At 64.9% G+C, this 15,651-nt stretch carries 13 protein-coding genes and 1 tRNA gene; 5 read left to right on the top strand and 9 right to left on the bottom strand.

Going from position 1 to position 15,651, the window contains the following annotated elements; all coding sequences use genetic code 11:
- Together ACEQXV_RS06460 and ACEQXV_RS06455 are read right to left on the bottom strand one after the other, a co-directional pair.
- On the bottom strand, positions 1-699 hold a 699-nt coding region (locus ACEQXV_RS06460), incomplete at its 3' end, for an LpxD N-terminal domain-containing protein (protein WP_370268383.1).
- A gap of 35 nt (positions 700-734) precedes the next feature.
- Positions 735-2,291 (bottom strand): murein L,D-transpeptidase, encoded by a 1,557-nt coding sequence (locus ACEQXV_RS06455; RefSeq protein WP_370268381.1) that lies wholly within the window; start codon positions 2,289-2,291, stop codon positions 735-737.
- 398 nt (positions 2,292-2,689) lie between these two features.
- Between ACEQXV_RS06455 and ACEQXV_RS06450 the strand changes: the two genes are divergently transcribed.
- Entirely contained in the window at positions 2,690-3,250 is a 561-nt protein-coding gene (locus ACEQXV_RS06450) for a YcbK family protein (RefSeq protein WP_370251839.1), read from the top strand.
- Positions 3,251-3,339: 89 nt separating this feature from the next.
- Here ACEQXV_RS06450 and ACEQXV_RS06445 read toward each other — a convergent pair whose 3' ends face one another.
- From ACEQXV_RS06445 to ACEQXV_RS06415, 7 genes are all read right to left on the bottom strand, one after another.
- Positions 3,340-4,287: a 1-phosphofructokinase family hexose kinase gene (locus ACEQXV_RS06445; RefSeq protein WP_370268379.1), complete on the bottom strand. Its 948-nt coding sequence runs from the start codon at positions 4,285-4,287 to the stop codon at positions 3,340-3,342.
- Positions 4,288-4,320: 33 nt separating this feature from the next.
- Complete coding sequence (locus tag ACEQXV_RS06440) at positions 4,321-5,076, bottom strand: SDR family NAD(P)-dependent oxidoreductase (protein WP_370251841.1); 756 nt, start codon at positions 5,074-5,076, stop codon at positions 4,321-4,323.
- Positions 5,077-5,193: 117 nt separating this feature from the next.
- Entirely contained in the window at positions 5,194-6,291 is a 1,098-nt protein-coding gene (locus ACEQXV_RS06435; RefSeq protein WP_370268378.1) for an ABC transporter ATP-binding protein, read from the bottom strand.
- Positions 6,292-6,328: 37 nt separating this feature from the next.
- Complete coding sequence (locus ACEQXV_RS06430; RefSeq protein ID WP_370251844.1) at positions 6,329-7,987, bottom strand: alpha-glucosidase family protein; 1,659 nt, start codon at positions 7,985-7,987, stop codon at positions 6,329-6,331.
- A 16-nt stretch (positions 7,988-8,003) separates the two neighbouring features.
- On the bottom strand, positions 8,004-9,179 hold the full coding sequence (locus tag ACEQXV_RS06425) for a carbohydrate ABC transporter permease (protein ID WP_370268377.1): 1,176 nt from the start codon (positions 9,177-9,179) through the stop codon (positions 8,004-8,006).
- Positions 9,179-10,183, bottom strand: a complete 1,005-nt coding sequence (locus ACEQXV_RS06420; RefSeq protein ID WP_370251847.1) for a carbohydrate ABC transporter permease — start codon at positions 10,181-10,183, stop codon at positions 9,179-9,181. The genes ACEQXV_RS06425 and ACEQXV_RS06420 overlap by 1 nt, the downstream gene beginning before the upstream one ends.
- A gap of 140 nt (positions 10,184-10,323) precedes the next feature.
- Positions 10,324-11,682 carry an ABC transporter substrate-binding protein gene (locus ACEQXV_RS06415; protein WP_370251848.1) on the bottom strand — a complete coding sequence of 453 codons (1,359 nt, stop codon included), beginning with the start codon at positions 11,680-11,682 and terminating at the stop codon, positions 10,324-10,326.
- Between the two features lie 260 nt (positions 11,683-11,942).
- Here ACEQXV_RS06415 and ACEQXV_RS06410 point away from each other — a divergent pair, with 260 nt between their 5' ends.
- The 4 genes from ACEQXV_RS06410 (at position 11,943) to ACEQXV_RS06395 (ending at position 15,443) form a co-directional block, all read left to right on the top strand.
- Positions 11,943-12,974 (top strand): LacI family DNA-binding transcriptional regulator, encoded by a 1,032-nt coding sequence (locus ACEQXV_RS06410; protein ID WP_370251849.1) that lies wholly within the window; start codon positions 11,943-11,945, stop codon positions 12,972-12,974.
- A 3-nt stretch (positions 12,975-12,977) separates the two neighbouring features.
- Positions 12,978-14,294 carry a GH1 family beta-glucosidase gene (locus tag ACEQXV_RS06405; protein WP_370268375.1) on the top strand — a complete coding sequence of 439 codons (1,317 nt, stop codon included), beginning with the start codon at positions 12,978-12,980 and terminating at the stop codon, positions 14,292-14,294.
- Between the two features lie 17 nt (positions 14,295-14,311).
- Positions 14,312-15,259, top strand: coding sequence for an ROK family protein (locus ACEQXV_RS06400; RefSeq protein WP_370268374.1), 948 nt, complete (start codon positions 14,312-14,314; stop codon positions 15,257-15,259).
- A gap of 94 nt (positions 15,260-15,353) precedes the next feature.
- Positions 15,354-15,443 (top strand) — tRNA-Ser (locus ACEQXV_RS06395).
- Positions 15,444-15,651 lie beyond the last annotated feature (208 nt).

Here is a 15,651-nt window from a genome sequence, read left to right as displayed (position 1 = left end):
GCAGGTATTGGCCCCGATCTCGACGTCGTCTCCGACCCGGACCGAGCCGAGCGAGTGGATGCGCGTCCAGCTTTGCTTGACCGCCTCGGCCTGGCCCACGGACTCTCGCACCTGTTCGACGGTGGATTTCTCGGGCGTGACGAAGGACATGCCGTCCGAGCCGATCACCGCCCCCGGATGAACGATGACGCGATCGCCGATATGCACCCGGCTGCCGACGCGCACCCCCTGCATCAGCAGCACGTCATCGCCCACATGGGCGCCTTCCGCGATGCTCACATGGCTTGAAATGCGCGCCCGCGCGCCCAAAACCACGTTGCGGCCGATCACGACGAGCGGACCGATGGCGGCACCGATACCGATGCTGGCACTGGCGTCGATCACCGCCGTGGGGTGAATGCCGGGCGCGATGTCGGGCCCCGGGTCAAGCGCGGCCGTCAGCCCCGCAAGCGCGTAGCGCGGGCGCGGCACGACGAGAGCGGCCTCCAGCGCATAATCGGCCCAATCCATGCCCGGCCCCAGAACCGCCGCCCGCGCCTGGCCCCCGGCCAGGCCCTCTGCGTAGCGCGACGACATGGCCAGTGCCAACTGATTGGGCCCCGCGATCGAGGGTTCGGACAGGCTCTCGATCACCAGATCGGCATTCCCGAACACCTCTGCCCCGAGAGCCTTGGCAATCTCGCCGATTGTTATGGCCATGAATCTGCTCCGCGCCAGATGTTGCGGAGCCAGCTTTAGCTGCCCACCGAGCGGAGTTCCACCCCGACCGCTTCCATGGCGTTCCACAAGGCCCGGTCACGACCGTAAATGTCGCGGCGGAAATTCACGTCTCCCTCGGGCGACACGAAGGCCGTCCAGTAGACGATGTGCACCGGGACCTGGGTCACCAGGTCGACCTGGGTCTCCTGCCCGCTGTTGAGGATGCGGTTGAAGAAGCTCTGCGGTTCCCCTTCCTGGCGCGCCAGCAGGTGATAGGCCAGCTCCAGCGGGCGGTGCACCCGCACGCAGCCATGGCTGTAGGCCCGCGTTTCCCGCGCGAAGAGCGAGCGCGAGGGCGTATCGTGAAGATAGATGTTGTGGCGGTTGGGGAACATGAATTTCACCCGGCCAAGCGCATTGCCCGGCCCCGGCCCCTGACGCAGGTCGAAGGGGAAGGTCGAGGCGGTGAACTGGGTAAAGTCGATGCCGGCCCGGCTGACGGCCTGGCCGCCCTGCAACAGTTCCAGATGCCCGGCCGCACCGGGGTTTTCCTGCATCGCCGGCAGATATTCCCCGATCGCGATCGAGCGCGGCACATACCAGCTGGGATTTATGACCATATGCTCCATGCGGTCCGAAAACTCGGGCGTGCGGCGATCCGACGGGGTAGCGCCCACGACGACGCGGGTGACGAAGCTCACCTCCTCGTTGTCAACCACGTAGGCATGGTAATCGGGAATGTTCACCAGCACGTGGCGGCTGCCCCGGTCGGGGTCTTCCCAGTTCATCCAGCGCTGACGCTCAAGGCCAAGGATGACCTGGCGCAGGCGGGCTTCGGGGCCGATGTTGATTTCCTCGATGGTGCTCGATCCGGCGACACCATCGGCCAGCAAGCCATGCGCGGTCTGGAAGCGCTGGACGGCTGCTTCCATGTCGGCATCGAAGACGGCGGTCGCGGAACGGTTCATGTAGCCCATGCGGATCAGGCGGTCCCGCAGTTGCACCACGCCCTGGCCCCGGTCGCCAAGCTCCAGCCGACCGGCGTTCACGCCGGGGCCCCAGCCCCCTTCAGCGATCATCCGCTCCAGGCGCAGCATCTCGCGCTGAAGGCGCAGGTATTCGGGGTGGGCCGGCGGCAGCGAGCGCATCACTTCGAACGGATCGCCATCGACCAGCTGCATCAGGAGATCCGTGGGATCGCGGCGCGGCAACTCGCGGAAGATCTCGCGCACGATTTCGCCGGGATCGAGAATGCCCGACTGCACGTCATGGGCGTAGCGCAGATACATGGCACTGGCCATGATCTCGGCGCGGCCACGGTCATAGGGGTTGTTGGCGGCGGCGAAGGCGGCGCGCAGGTCCTCGGGGTCATAGCGCCCGGCCGGAAGCCCGTGGTTGGCCGCACCTTCCAGCGCCCCGATCAGGGCCGCGCGGCGTTCAGCGTCGCCCTCTCCGGTCCAGATCGGCGCGAAATCGCGGTCGCGGTAGAACTCCGCCATCTCGTCATACTGGGCGACGCCCTCGGCAATCGCCTGTCGGAAGGCGGTGACATAGGCCGCGGCAGGGGCCGGAGCCATCAGGGTAAGGGACATTGCGACTGCCAGAATGGGCAGAACAGCGGCGGAGAAATGCTTTTTGGCCATGAATCACCTGTTTCGCGCACGGATCACGGATGTGTGAACCCTTGATGACCTGCCCAATACACGGGAGTCCATTCACAATTTCGAAAGGGGCAGCTGGTAGGAAGGATAACAAATGCTGAGTGTCCCCGATGCAACGCCTGCCGAAGAATCGGCCAAATTCCCCGGCCAACGCGCCTTTTTGGCGGATTTCTGCCGAACGGCCCCGCATCGGCAGGGAGGCCCCTACTCGAGACTTTCAACAAAGTTTCAATTGTGTCATAAAACGCACACCTGGGGATGGACATGTAACAAGTCGCGGAAAAGCGGCTGTTATTTTCGGAACGGGCAGAAGGACGGGGCACAATCAAATGACGAAACCGACGATGACGCGGCGGGCGCTCCTTGGCGCATTCGCAGCTACGACGGTGGCAGCAGCTCCCTACGCGGCGAACGCTTTCGGGATTCTCCGGGGCGCGGGCGACATTCGCAAATTGCAGATGTACTCGGCGCGGACCGGCGAAACCATCGACATGGTCTACTGGATCGACGGCGACTACATCCGTCCGGCGATCGAGGAAATTTCCTTCTTCATGCGGGATTGGCGTATCGACGCCACCCACGATATCGACCCGCGCACGCTCGATATCATGGCAGCATCGCACAACCTTCTGGAAACGCGGCAGCCCTACCTGCTGCTGTCGGGCTACCGCTCGCCGGAAACGAACGCCATGCTGCGCTCGCGCTCTTCGGGCGTGGCCCGCAACTCGCTGCACATGCAGGGACAGGCCGCCGACCTTCGGGTCGAAGGGCGCTCGGTCCGGCAGGTCGCAGCCGCCGCCGAATCCTGCAGCGCAGGTGGCGTGGGCCGGTATTCCGGCTCGAACTTCACCCATATGGATTGCGGCCCGGTCCGCAGTTGGGGCGGGTGACCCCACAGGCCACCCTACCCAAGGGGCGGCCAGCAAGATAATGAGGGACAGGGGAAACCGGCCGTTCGCGGCCGGTTTTCTGTTTCAGGTCAGAGAGGTTCGACCGGGCATTCGGCGATCAGGCGCTCGGCGGTGGTGCGTTCGCAAAGCCGCGTCGCCTCGGTCATCACCGCCGCGCTGGCCGTGGCTACGCCCCGTTGCAGGCAGTCTGGCAAGGGTTCGCCGCGCGAAAGACCCAGGGTGAACCCGGCCACGAAACTGTCACCGGCCCCGGTCTTGGACCGCACGGGCACCTTGGCGGCATGGGCCAGCCAGCGCCCGTTTTCCGCCACCAGCACCGAACCCTCGGCCCCGCGCGCCAGGATGACGACGCGCGCCACCCCCGCCCGGCGCAGGCTGTCGGCAAAATCGGCACTGTCAGACGCGTCATCAAGTGCGCGCCCGGCAAGTTCAGTCGCTTCCTCCTCGTCGAGCCTGAGAACCTCCAGCCCGGAAATCCGCCCCGCCTGAAGCGCCCGGAAGGCCGCGCCCGACGTGTCGAGCACCACCCGCGCGCCGAGCGCGCCGCACAGGCGCACCAGGTCGGCGGGGTAATCGTCGGGAAAGCCCGGAGGATGACTGCCCGACAGCACGACCAGCCCGCCCCTGGGGATGACCTCGGCAATCTCGGCACTGGCGCGGGTGATGCGTTCGGCGGTCCATTCAGGACCCGGGAAGATGAAACGGAACTGCTTGCCGGTGTCGGTTTCCATCACCGACAGGCTCTGGCGCGTCTCGCCCGGCGCGTCGATCATGCGCACCGGCAGGCCCTCGCGGTCCAGCAACTGGCCCAGAACCACCCCCATGCCGCCCCCGGCCGCCACCACGGCGATGCTTTCGCCGCCCAGTTCGCGCAGGGCGCGCGACACGTTGATGCCGCCCCCGCCGGGATCGAGCCTGGGCGTATCGCAGCGCAGCTTGGGGCCGGGACGCAATTCGGCCGTGGCGGTTTCAAGGTCCACGGCCGGGTTGAGGGTAATCGTCAGGATACGGGTCATGCCACTGGTCCGAAGGGAAAATCCCTTGCCAGCCTAGGGCAGACGCAGCGCCCCGTCGAGCCGGATGGTCTCACCGTTGAGATAGGGCATCTCGATCATGAAACGCGCGAGCCGGGCAAATTCCTGCGGATTGCCCAGGCGGCGGGGGAAAATCACGTCGCTGGCAAGCTCGGCCATCATCTCTTCGCCCAGGCTTTCCAGCATCGGCGTCAGGAAAAGCCCCGGCGCAATGGCGTTGACGCGGATACCGAGTGTGCCCATGTCGCGCGCCATCGGCAGCGACAGGCCCGCCACCCCGGCCTTGGACGCGGAATAGGCCGCCTGCCCTTTCTGGCCGTCGAAGGCAGCGATCGAGGCGGTGTTGACGATGACCCCGCGTTCGCCATCCTCGTTCGGGGCGTTCTTGGACATCTCAACGGCGGCAAGACGCGCCACGTTGAAGGCACCGACAAGGTTGATGTCAATGGTGCGCTGGAACGCGTCGAGCGGGAACGGCCCCTTGGACCCCACGGTCTTGGCCCCGGTCACGATCCCGGCGCAGTTCACCACCGCCGTGATCCCGCGCATCTCGGCCACCGCATGGGCGACGCCGGCGGCCACGCTGTCTTCACTGGTCACGTCCACCTCGGCAAAGCTGATGCCGGGCAAGGCTGCCATTTCAGCGCCCTTGGTCGCATCCCGGTCGAACACGGTGACCAAGGCCCCTTCCCCGGCCAGATAACGCGCCGTTGCGGCGCCGAGCCCGCTGGCCCCGCCGGTCACGATCACCTTTGCGCTTGCGATGTCCATGGCTGCCTCCCTGCTGAACTGAACATGCGTTCAATTACGAAAGCAGACGACGCCGCGTCAATCAGGACGCAGCGTCGCCGGGGGAACGCGCCGGGGACCGGCGCGGGAGGAAAGCGGTTAGCGGTAGTGCAGCGAAACACCGTCCTTGAAGATATGAACCTTCTCGGGCGGGGCCGTCACGCGCAGGCCCTTGCCGCGCAACTCCGAATGCACGCCGGGCAGTTTCGCGATCACCGGGTCGTGGCTCGGGTCGCTTTGCTGGAAGTAGAGCAGCGTGACCTCACCAAGCGCCTCTGTGATGTCGACCGTGCCCTCGAAGGCGAAATCCTCGCCCTCTGCATTGATCATGTCCTCGGGCCGGATGCCTACCTTGACCTGGGCACCCTTGTCCTCGGGGCGCGAGGGGTAGTCCGACAGGATCGTGCCACCGCCCTCGGCCAGCTTCAGCCGGGTCTGGTCCCCGGTTTCCACGATCTCGCCCGCCAGCAGGTTCATCTGCGGCGAGCCGATGAACTGGGCCACGAATTCGCTGTTGGGCCGTTCGTAGAGCTCCAGCGGCGTGCCCACCTGCGCGATCCCCTTGTTGGCCAGCACCACGATCCGGCTGGCCAGCGTCATCGCCTCGACCTGGTCATGGGTCACGTAGATCATCGTGCTGTCGGGCATCTGCTCTTTCAGCTTGGCAATCTCGATCCGCGTGGCCACCCGCAGCGCCGCGTCAAGGTTCGACAGCGGCTCGTCGAACAAATAGACCTTGGGGTCGCGCACGATGGACCGGCCGATAGCCACCCGCTGCCGCTGGCCACCCGAAAGCGCCTTGGGCAGACGGTCCAGGTATTGCGTCAGTTGCAGCTTGTCGGCCGCGGCCCGCACCTTCTGGTCGATCTCTTCCCTGGAGGATCCCGCGATCTTCAGCGCGAAGGCCATGTTGTCGTAGACCGTCATATGCGGATAGAGCGCGTAGGACTGGAACACCATCGCGATCCCGCGCTGCGAGGGAGGCACGTCATTGACGACCACCCCGTCGATTTCCAGCGTCCCGGCGGTGATCTTCTCCAGCCCCGCGATCATCCGCAACAGCGTGGACTTGCCACAACCCGACGGGCCGACGAAGACGATCAGCTCGCCCGTGTCGATGTCGAGATTCACGTCGGTCAGCACCGTGACCGCGCCGCCATAGGTCTTCTCGACATTGCTCAGCTTCAAGTTTGCCATCGTCCCTGTCTCCTCCCCAAATGGATCGCCAGGCCGCTCAGTCGGCGGCCGCCAGGCCGAAATAGGCCTGATACGGTGGCAGGATCACCTCGTTGTCAGTCTGCTCCGGCGCGAAGGGGCATCCCTCGGCCAGTGTCCAGCGGCCCGCGGGCAACGTCACACGCTGTTCGGCCCCGGACAGGTTGAATGCACACAGCACCCGCGCGCCGTCATGCTCGCGAATGAAGGCCACGGCCTCGCCCGTGGTCTCGATCAGCGAGAGAGACCCCTTCAGCAGCGGTGTCAGCGTCGACCGGAAGCCGATCATCGCCTTGTAGAAGCTCATGATGCTGTCATCGCGGTGCTTTTGCGCCTCGACCGAGCTGGTCAGATGCTCCACCGCCACCGGCAGCCAGGGCTGCGCTTCGGAAAAGCCGCCATGGGCATTATCGGTCACCCAGGGCATCGGCGTGCGGCATCCGTCGCGGCCCTTGAACTTGGGCCAGAAACGAATGCCATACGGGTCCTGCAAATGCTCGAAAGGCACGAAGGCCTCGGTCAGCCCCAGTTCCTCGCCCTGGTAGATGCAGACCGAGCCCCGAAGTGCCATCAGAAGCGCCGCGTAAAGCTTGACCGCGTCCTTGCCCAGGTCCCACCGGGTGGCATGGCGCACGACGTCATGGTTGGAAAAGGCCCAACAGGCCCATCCGTCATCGGACGCGTTCTCGAAATCGGTCAGCACCTTCCTGACCTGCGCGGCGTCCGGCGTTGTGCCCGACAGGAACTCGAACGAATAGCACATGTGCATCTTGTCGCCGTCAGAGGTGTAGGCGGCCTGGATTTCCAGCCCGTATTGCGCATCCCCCACCTCGCCCACGGCAGTCGCGGCGGGGTATTCCTCCATCAGCGCGCGCAGGCGGCGCAGGAAGTCGAGGTTTTCCGGCTGGTTCTTGTCGTAGAGATGATCCTGCCAGTTATAGGGGTTCACGCTTGGCGCGATGGTGGCATTGCGCTCGGCCTCGGCCAGCGCCGGGTTGTCGCGCAGTTCGCGATCGTGGAAGTAGAAGTTGATCGTGTCGAGCCGGAAGCCATCCACCCCCCGGTCGAGCCAGAACCGCGCCACGTCGAGCAGCGCATCCTGCACGTCGGGATTGTGGAAGTTGAGGTCGGGCTGTTCCTTGAGGAAATTGTGCAGGTAATACTGCATCCGGTCGCCGCACCATTCCCAGGCCGGGCCGCCGAAGATCGACAGCCAGTTGTTGGGCGGGCTTCCATCGGGCTTGGGATCGGCCCAGACATACCAGTCGGCCTTGGGGTTGTCGCGGCTCAGGTGGCTTTCCTGGAACCAGGCATGCTGGTTCGAGGTATGGCTCAGCACCAGGTCGATCAGCACTTTCAGCCCCAGGTCATGGGCCCGGGCAATCAGCGCGTCGAAATCGCCCATCGTGCCGAACATCGGGTCGACGTCGCGATAGTCGCTCACGTCGTAGCCGAAATCCAGCATGGGCGAGCGGAAGAACGGGCTGATCCAGATCGCATCGGCGCCAAGCTCGGCGATATGATCCAGCCGGTGAATGATCCCCGACAGGTCGCCGATGCCGTCGTTATTGGTGTCCTGGTAGCTGCGCGGGTAGATCTGGTAGATCACCGCGCCTCGCCACCAGTCCTTGTCGACAGTCTGTGTCTTGGACGAAGAAACGTCTTGCATGAGGTTCATGGGGTCTTTCGAAGCCTTATTTCACCGAGCCGGCCAGAAGGCCGCGCACGAGGTAGCGTTGCATTGTGAAGAAGACGAGCAGCGGCACCGCGATGGAAACGAAAGCCGAGGTCGCCAGGATTTCCCAGTCGCCGCCGCGCGTGCCCAGAAGCTCGACGATCTGGCGGGTCATCACGGTGGTCTCGCCCGAACTGTCGATCAGGAACACCATCGCGACAAGCAGGTCGTTCCAGGTCCACAGGAACGGGAAGATGGCGAAGCTGGCCAGCGCGGGGAAGCTGAGCGGCAGGATGATCTTGGTGAAGATCTGGAAGTCGGTGGCCCCATCGACCTTGGCGCATTCGATGATGTCGCGCGGAAGCCCGACCATGTAATTGCGCAACAGATAGATCGCCAATGGAAGGCCAAAGCCGGTATGGGCCAGCCACACCCCCAGGTAGCCTTTCCCGATGCCGATCTGGTTATGCAGCGACAATAGCGGGATGAGCGCGAGCTGAAGCGGCACCACCAGCAGCGCCACCACCCCCGCGATCAGCAGCGCCCGGCCGGGGAAATCCATCCAGGCCAGCGCATAGGCCGCGAAGGCCGCGATCAGGATCGGTATGATGGTGGCCGGGATCACCACGGTCAGGGTGTTGAAGAAGGCCTGCGCCATGCCCTCGCGGTTCTCGGGGTCGAAAAGAACGCTTCGATAGTTGCCAAGGGTGAATTCCGGCGGGCTTTCGGCGGTCACGAAGATCCGCTGCCCCCGGCCTGAAATCTGGTCGTCATTGCCCGTCCAGACATAGTCGCCATTGGCCGCGACGGTCATGGTTTCGCCCTCGCCCAGATCGGCGGTTTCCCCGGCCTCGTAGGCGTCGATCGCACGCGAGGAGGTCCCCCAGACGGAAATCACAGCAGACACGTCCTCGACCGAGTCTGCCCGGCCTTCCAGCACGTAGAGATTGCCCTCGACCACGAAGACCCCGTCCCGCTCGAAACGGAACTCGTCAGGATCGGCGGCGCGGAAGACCTCGTTCTGAACCGAGGGAAACAGAGCGGCCCACCAACCCGAGGTGCGGATCTGCTCCGTCGTGCGGAAGGAGGAGACCAGAAGGCCCACGGTCGGAAAGATCCACAGCAGCACAAGAAGCGCCACCGAGATATGCACCACCCAGGTCAGGGTCGACTTGGTTCCAGCGATATTGTCCATCACCGCATCTCCTTGCGCGCGTTGTAGACGTTCCAGACCAGGATCGGCGTCACCAGCAGCATGATGATCATCGCGCTGGCAGAGCCCACGCCCCAGTCATTGGCGCGGAACAGCTTGTCATACATGTAATTGGCCAGAACCTGCGTCTCCCACTGGCCATTGGTCATCGCGAAGACGATGTCGAAAACCTTGAGCACGACGATGGTGATCGTGGTCCAGACCACGACGATGGTGCCCGAAATCTGCGGGATCTTTATCTTGAAGAAGATCTGGAACGGGTTTGCCCCGTCGACGATGGCGGCCTCGACGGTTTCCTCAGGGATGCCGCGCAGGGCGGCCGAGAGGATCACCATGGCAAACCCGGTCTGGATCCAGACCAGCACCGCCATCAGGAAGAAGTTGTTCCAGAACGGCACCGTCAGCCAGGTGATCGGGCTTTCGCCACCCAGTTGCAGGTAGATGGCGTTGAGAACACCGATCTGGGCCACGTCCTCGGGGCGGGCGTCATAGACCAGCTTGAAGATCACGGCAGCCCCCACGAAGGAGATCGCCATCGGCATGAAGATCAGCGACTTGGCAATATTGCCCCAGCTAATCCGATCGGTCAGCTGCGCGGCCAGAAGCCCAAAGGCGGTGGACAGAGCCGGCACGATCAGCAGCCACAGAAAGTTGTTGGTGACCGCTTCCCAGAATTTGTCCTCGGCGAACATCTGCTGGTAATTGTCGAGCCCGGCCCATTCATAGCCACCGGGCACCCGGTCGGTCAGGCTCAGCCGCATGGTCTCGACCACCGGGTAGGCCAGGTATAGCCCAAGCGCGGCGATGGCCGGGAAAAGGAAGAGCCACGGACGGATCGCATTGGCGCGGTTGATGTTGCGCCCGGCGTTCGGCCCCTTGGGCGGGAACAGCACGCGATCGAGAAACTGGTTCGAGAAGTAGAAGTATCCGATACAGCCGCCGACACCGACGATGATCGTGATAAGCCCCTGCAATGCCGGGTTCATGAGCCCCTCCCCCCTGAGCGATCGGGACAGCCGGTCCGGGCGCCTTCATTCAGGCAGTCCCTGTCAAACCGCGCGTCCCCGGTGGCGGATCGGCCCCCGCAAGGGCCGACCCGGTTGTCATGACAGGATGGTCCTGCCGATCAGTTCAGCGCGTCCCAGCTTTCCTGGATCGCAGCCGCCACGTCGGCCGCATCGGCGCCACCGGCGTAATCGACCATGCCGGTCCAGAAGGTGCCGGCACCGATTGCGCCCGGCATCAGGTCCGACCCGTCGAAGCGGAAGGTGGTGGCCCCAAGCAAGATCTCGCCCTGGCCGCGCAGCGTGTCGGTCTCGTAGGCGTCGAGGTTCACGCCCGCATGCGGGGTCAGGAAGCCGCCCTGCGCCATCATGATTTCATGCGCGAAGGGGGTCTGCAGGAACTCCATGAACGCCATGGTCGCATCCGACGGATCGGTCACGGCCATCAGCGTGCCGCCACCCAGGACAGGGTTGCCCAGGTCGGCTTCGGAATAGGACGGGAAGTAGAAGAAATCCGCGTCCTCGCCCACCACGGTGCCTTCGGGGAAGAAGGCCGGGATGAACGATGCCTGGCGGTGCATGTAGCAGCCCGGGGGCGAGCTGAACATGCCAGTGGGGCTGTCGCGGAAATCGGTGGTGGCCACCGCGCCGGCGCCGCCCATCACGTAATCGTCGTTACGGGCGAACTGGCCGAAGGTTTCGATCGCGCCCACGATGCGTTCATCGGTGAAGGGGATCTCGTTGGTGACCCAGCCGTCATAGACCTCGGGCGGCTGCGTGCGCAGCAGCAGGTCCTCGACCCAGTCGGTCGCCGGCCATCCGGTCGCAGCCCCCGACCCCAGGCCGATGCACCAGGGCGTTTCGCCATCGGCGACGATCTGGTCGGACAGCGCGATGAGCTCTTCCATCGTGGTCGGCACGTCGTAGCCCGCATCCTCGAAGTTCTCGGGCACGTACCACACCAGCGACTTCACGTTCACGTTGAAGAAGAAGCCGTAGAACTGGTCGTTGCCATCGGCATCGGCATAGGTGCCGAGATCGACCCAGGACGAGCCCGCGGCGAAGTTGTCGGTGACCCAGCCGGCCATGTCGTCGCCAAGCGGGGTCAGCAGGCCGTTGCCCGCCATCACGGCCGCAAGGCCCGGCTGCGGGAACACGGCGATATTGGGGGCAGAGCCCGCCTCGGCGTCGATCACAATCTGCTGCTCGAAGCTGTCGGAACCGGTATAGGTCGCATCCGCGCCGGTCGCGGCTTCGAAATAGGCCAGCAGGTTGTCGAAGCGGTCCGCCTCGGGCGACAGCCACGGACCGGAAATGGTCACGGACTGGCCGCTGAGATCGGGCGCGGCATCGGCATAGGCGTTGTAGCTGTCCCAGTTGAACGGGCCTTCGCCCGGCGCGAAGGCCATGTGGCCGTCGGCCTGAGCCATGCCCGCAGTCAGCGCCAGCACGGCGGCGCTGGCATAGAATGTCTTGGTCATTTCATCCTCCCAAAGTTCGGCCCCTGGCCGAGTGTTGTGGAAAGCGTCTCCGCATTTCCAAAGCGCTTTGACACGCCAATAGGCATCGGTGATTCCGCTTCGCCTGTCAATCGAGATTGTTCAAATGCACAAATCTGAAGCGTGAAACCCCGATTAACACGAAAGATAGCACGAAAATCAGCCTTTGACAGGGCTTGCGATAGGTGGCTAGTTAGCGTGATAATTGAAAGCGCTTTGGGTAAGGGAGACCCCGGGTGGCAATGAACCTCAAACAGCTGGCCGAGTCGCTCGGACTGTCGCAAACGACGGTCAGCCGGGCCCTGAACGGCTACCCGGAGGTCAGTGAAGCCACACGCCAACGTGTCGAGGAAGCCGCCGCACGCCACAATTACCGCCCCAACCTGCGGGCGCGCGGGCTGGCGACGGGCCGCTCCAACATGATCGGTCACGTGATCCCGATCTCGACCACGCACGAGATGATGAACCCGGTCTTTTCGGACTTCATCGCCGGGGCGGGCGAAACCTATTCCAACTCGGGCTATGACATGACGCTGTCAATCGTGCCCGACGATGCCGAGGACAAGGCCTACCGCTCGCTTGCGCAACGCAAGAGCGTCGATGGAATCGTCATCCATGGCCCGCGGGCCGATGAACGGCGGATCAAGCTGCTCGAGTCGCTTGGCATGCCCTTCGTCGTGCATGGTCGCGCCTCTGCCGAGGACCGGGATTATTCCTGGGTCGACGTGAACAACCGCCGCGCCTTCGCTCGCGCGACCGAACTGCTGCTTGACCTGGGCCATCGCCGGATCGCCCTGATCAATGGCCTTGAGGACATGGACTTCGCCATGCGCCGCCGCCAGGGCTTTGAAAAAGCGCTGGCCGATCGCGGCCTCGCGGCCAACCCGGCCTGGATCCGCAGCGACGAGATGACCGAACATCACGGCTATGCCTCGGCGCGCGAAATGCTGGCGATGACCCCTGCCCCGACGGCCTTCCTGGTCTCGTCGCTGATCTCGGCCATCGGCGTGCGCCGCGCCATCGAGGAGGCCGGGCTCAAGATGGGACGCGATGTCAGTGTCATCACCCATGACGACGAGTTGAGCTACCTGGGCAACGGGCGCGACGTGCCGATCTTCACCGCCACCCGGTCCTCGGTGCGCGAGGCGGGCCGCATTGCCGCCGCCATGCTGCTCGACCTGATCGACGACCCCGACAGAACCCCGCGGCACAGGCTGCTGGAGGCCGAGCTGATGCTTGGCAGCTCCACCGGCCCTGCCCCCGACGAAAGCTGAGACATGAGCTGGACGCGCCAAGATTTCCCCGACACGTTCCTGTTCGGGGCCGCAACCTCGGCCTACCAGATCGAGGGCCACGCCTTCGGCGGCGCGGGTCCGACCCACTGGGACAGTTTCGCCGCCACCCCCGGCAACGTGGTGCGCGCCGAACATGGTGCGCGCGCCTGTGACCATTATCATCGCTGGCAGGAGGATCTCGACCTGCTGGCGGGGCTTGGCGTCGATGTCTACCGCTTCTCGACCTCCTGGGCGCGGGTGCTGCCCGAAGGCACGGGCACGCCCAATGCCGAGGGACTCGATTTCTACGACCGTCTGGTCGACGGCATGCTGGAACGCGGGCTGAAACCCGCTGCGACGCTCTATCACTGGGAACTGCCACAGGCCCTGGCCGACAAGGGGGGCTGGCGCAACGCCGACATGCCCGACTGGTTCGCCGATTTCACCGAGGTCGTGATGCGCCGCATCGGAGACCGGGTCTGGTCCGCCGCGCCGATCAACGAGCCTTGGTGCGTCGGCTTCCTGAGCCATTTCCTGGGCGCCCACGCCCCCGGCCTGCGCGACATCCGCGCCACCGCGCGCGCGATGCATCACGTTCTGGTCAGCCACGGCCGCTCGATCGAGGTCATGCGCGGGCTTGGCTTGGGCAATCTCGGTGGTGTCTTCAACATGGAATGGGCCAATCCCGTCGATGACAGCCCCGAGGCCGCCCGTGCCACCGCGACCTATGACGCCTATTACAACCGCTTCTTCCTGGAGGGAATCTTCACGGGCAGCTACCCGGAGCAAGCGCTGGAAGGGCTCGGGCCCCACCTGCCCCAGGGCTGGCAGGACGATTTCGCCACCATCGGCCAGCCGCTCGACTGGGTGGGCGTGAATTACTACACGCGCAAGAACATCGCCCCGGCCCCAGGCCCCTGGCCCGCCCTGGCCGAGATAGACGGACCGCTGCCCAAGACCCAGATGGGATGGGAGATCTACCCCGACGGGCTCTACCGCTTCCTCAAGCGGGTTTCGGACATGGTACCCGATCTGCCCATTTTCATCACTGAAAACGGCATGGCCAATGATGACGTCCTGTCTGAGGGCGTGGTCAAGGACCCCGAACGCCTGGCCTATATCGACGGCCATCTCGACGCCTGCCGCCGCGCCATCGCCGAAGGCGTACGGCTGGAGGGCTATTTCATCTGGTCGCTTCTGGACAATTACGAATGGGCGCTCGGCTACGAAAAACGCTTCGGACTGATCCATGTGGATTTCGAAACCTTGCAGCGGACGCCCAAAGCGTCCTATCACGCCTTGGCGCAGCGGTTGCGCTAACAAGGGGACCTTGCGCGATGCATAGGGACATCTCTCTGGTGGCTGATATCGGCGGCACCAACACCCGCGTCGCCCTGGCCCGCGGTATCGAGGTGCAGCGCGACACCGTGCGCCGCTATTCCAACGCCGGCGTCAGCGGGCTCGACGCCCACCTGGCGCGCTACATGGACGAGATGCAGCCCGGCCAACTCAGCGGGGCCTGCGTGGCCATCGCGGGGCCGGTGCGCGACGGCGTGGGGCAGATGACGAACCTGGACTGGCGGGTCGACCGCGAAGGGCTTGGGGCCGTCACCGGCGCACGGAAACTGGCGGTTCTGAACGATCTCCAGGCACAGGGGCACGCCCTGGGCCACCTGAAAGAGGCGGATCTCGCGCGCCTTCTGCCCCAGCCCGAAGCCTCGACCCATGCGGCGCGGCTGGTGGTGGGGCTGGGCACCGGGTTCAATGCGGCCCCCGTCTATGACACCGTCGGAGGCCGCTTCGTGCCGCCCTCGGAATGCGGGCATATCTCGATGCCCCGCCTCACCCCCGAGATGGCCGGCCTTGCCACCGCGCTGGAACCGCGCCACGGCTTTGCCGCGGTCGAGGATGCGCTGTCGGGCGGCGGTTTCGTGCGGGTCCACCGTCATTTGCATGGCGAGGACCTGGAAGGGGTCGAGATCATCTCTCGCCTGTCGCAGGGCGATCCGAAGGCCACCGAAACCGCGCGGCTCTTTATCGAGATCCTCGGCACGGTCATGGGCGATCTCGCGCTGATCCACCTGCCTTTCGGCGGGCTTTACCTGATCGGGGGCATGGCCCGCGCGATCACGCCCTGGCTGGACCCGCTCGGTTTTGCCGACGCCTTCCGCGCCAAGGGCCGGTTCGGCCCCTTCATGGAACAGTTCGGGGTGGCCGTGGTGCAGGACGACTATGCCGCGCTGACAGGCTGCGCGGCCCACCTGGGCCACCTGCCCGTCACCTGAGCCCCCGCCATTCGCTCGCCGGGCACTTTTTTTCGCCCATGCGCGCGATGCCCCTTGCACCCGGTCGCGCCCTTGCGCTATTCGGCGTCCGCACGGAGAGGTGGCCGAGTGGTCGAAGGCGCACGCCTGGAAAGTGTGTAGGCGGGAAACCGTCTCCAGGGTTCGAATCCCTGTCTCTCCGCCACTTTCTTCCTTGAAGTTGTCTTGAATGGAACGGACAGGCCGTGCCTGTGCTGGGGCTACTCCATTCCTTCGCGCAACGCCGGGGAGGCTGCGGAACCCAGACCGTTCGTATGGGCACGGGCAAGGTCAAGCGCGGATTGGCTCTGCGTGGTGCGTAGCGAGGGGTCGGCCCCAAGCGCCAGCAGCAACAGAACCGTGTCCGACTGACC

Source organism: Nioella sp., from assembly GCF_964229645.1.
Taxonomy (GTDB): domain Bacteria; phylum Pseudomonadota; class Alphaproteobacteria; order Rhodobacterales; family Rhodobacteraceae; genus Nioella.
This window is presented reverse-complemented; position numbering and strand designations above follow the sequence as displayed.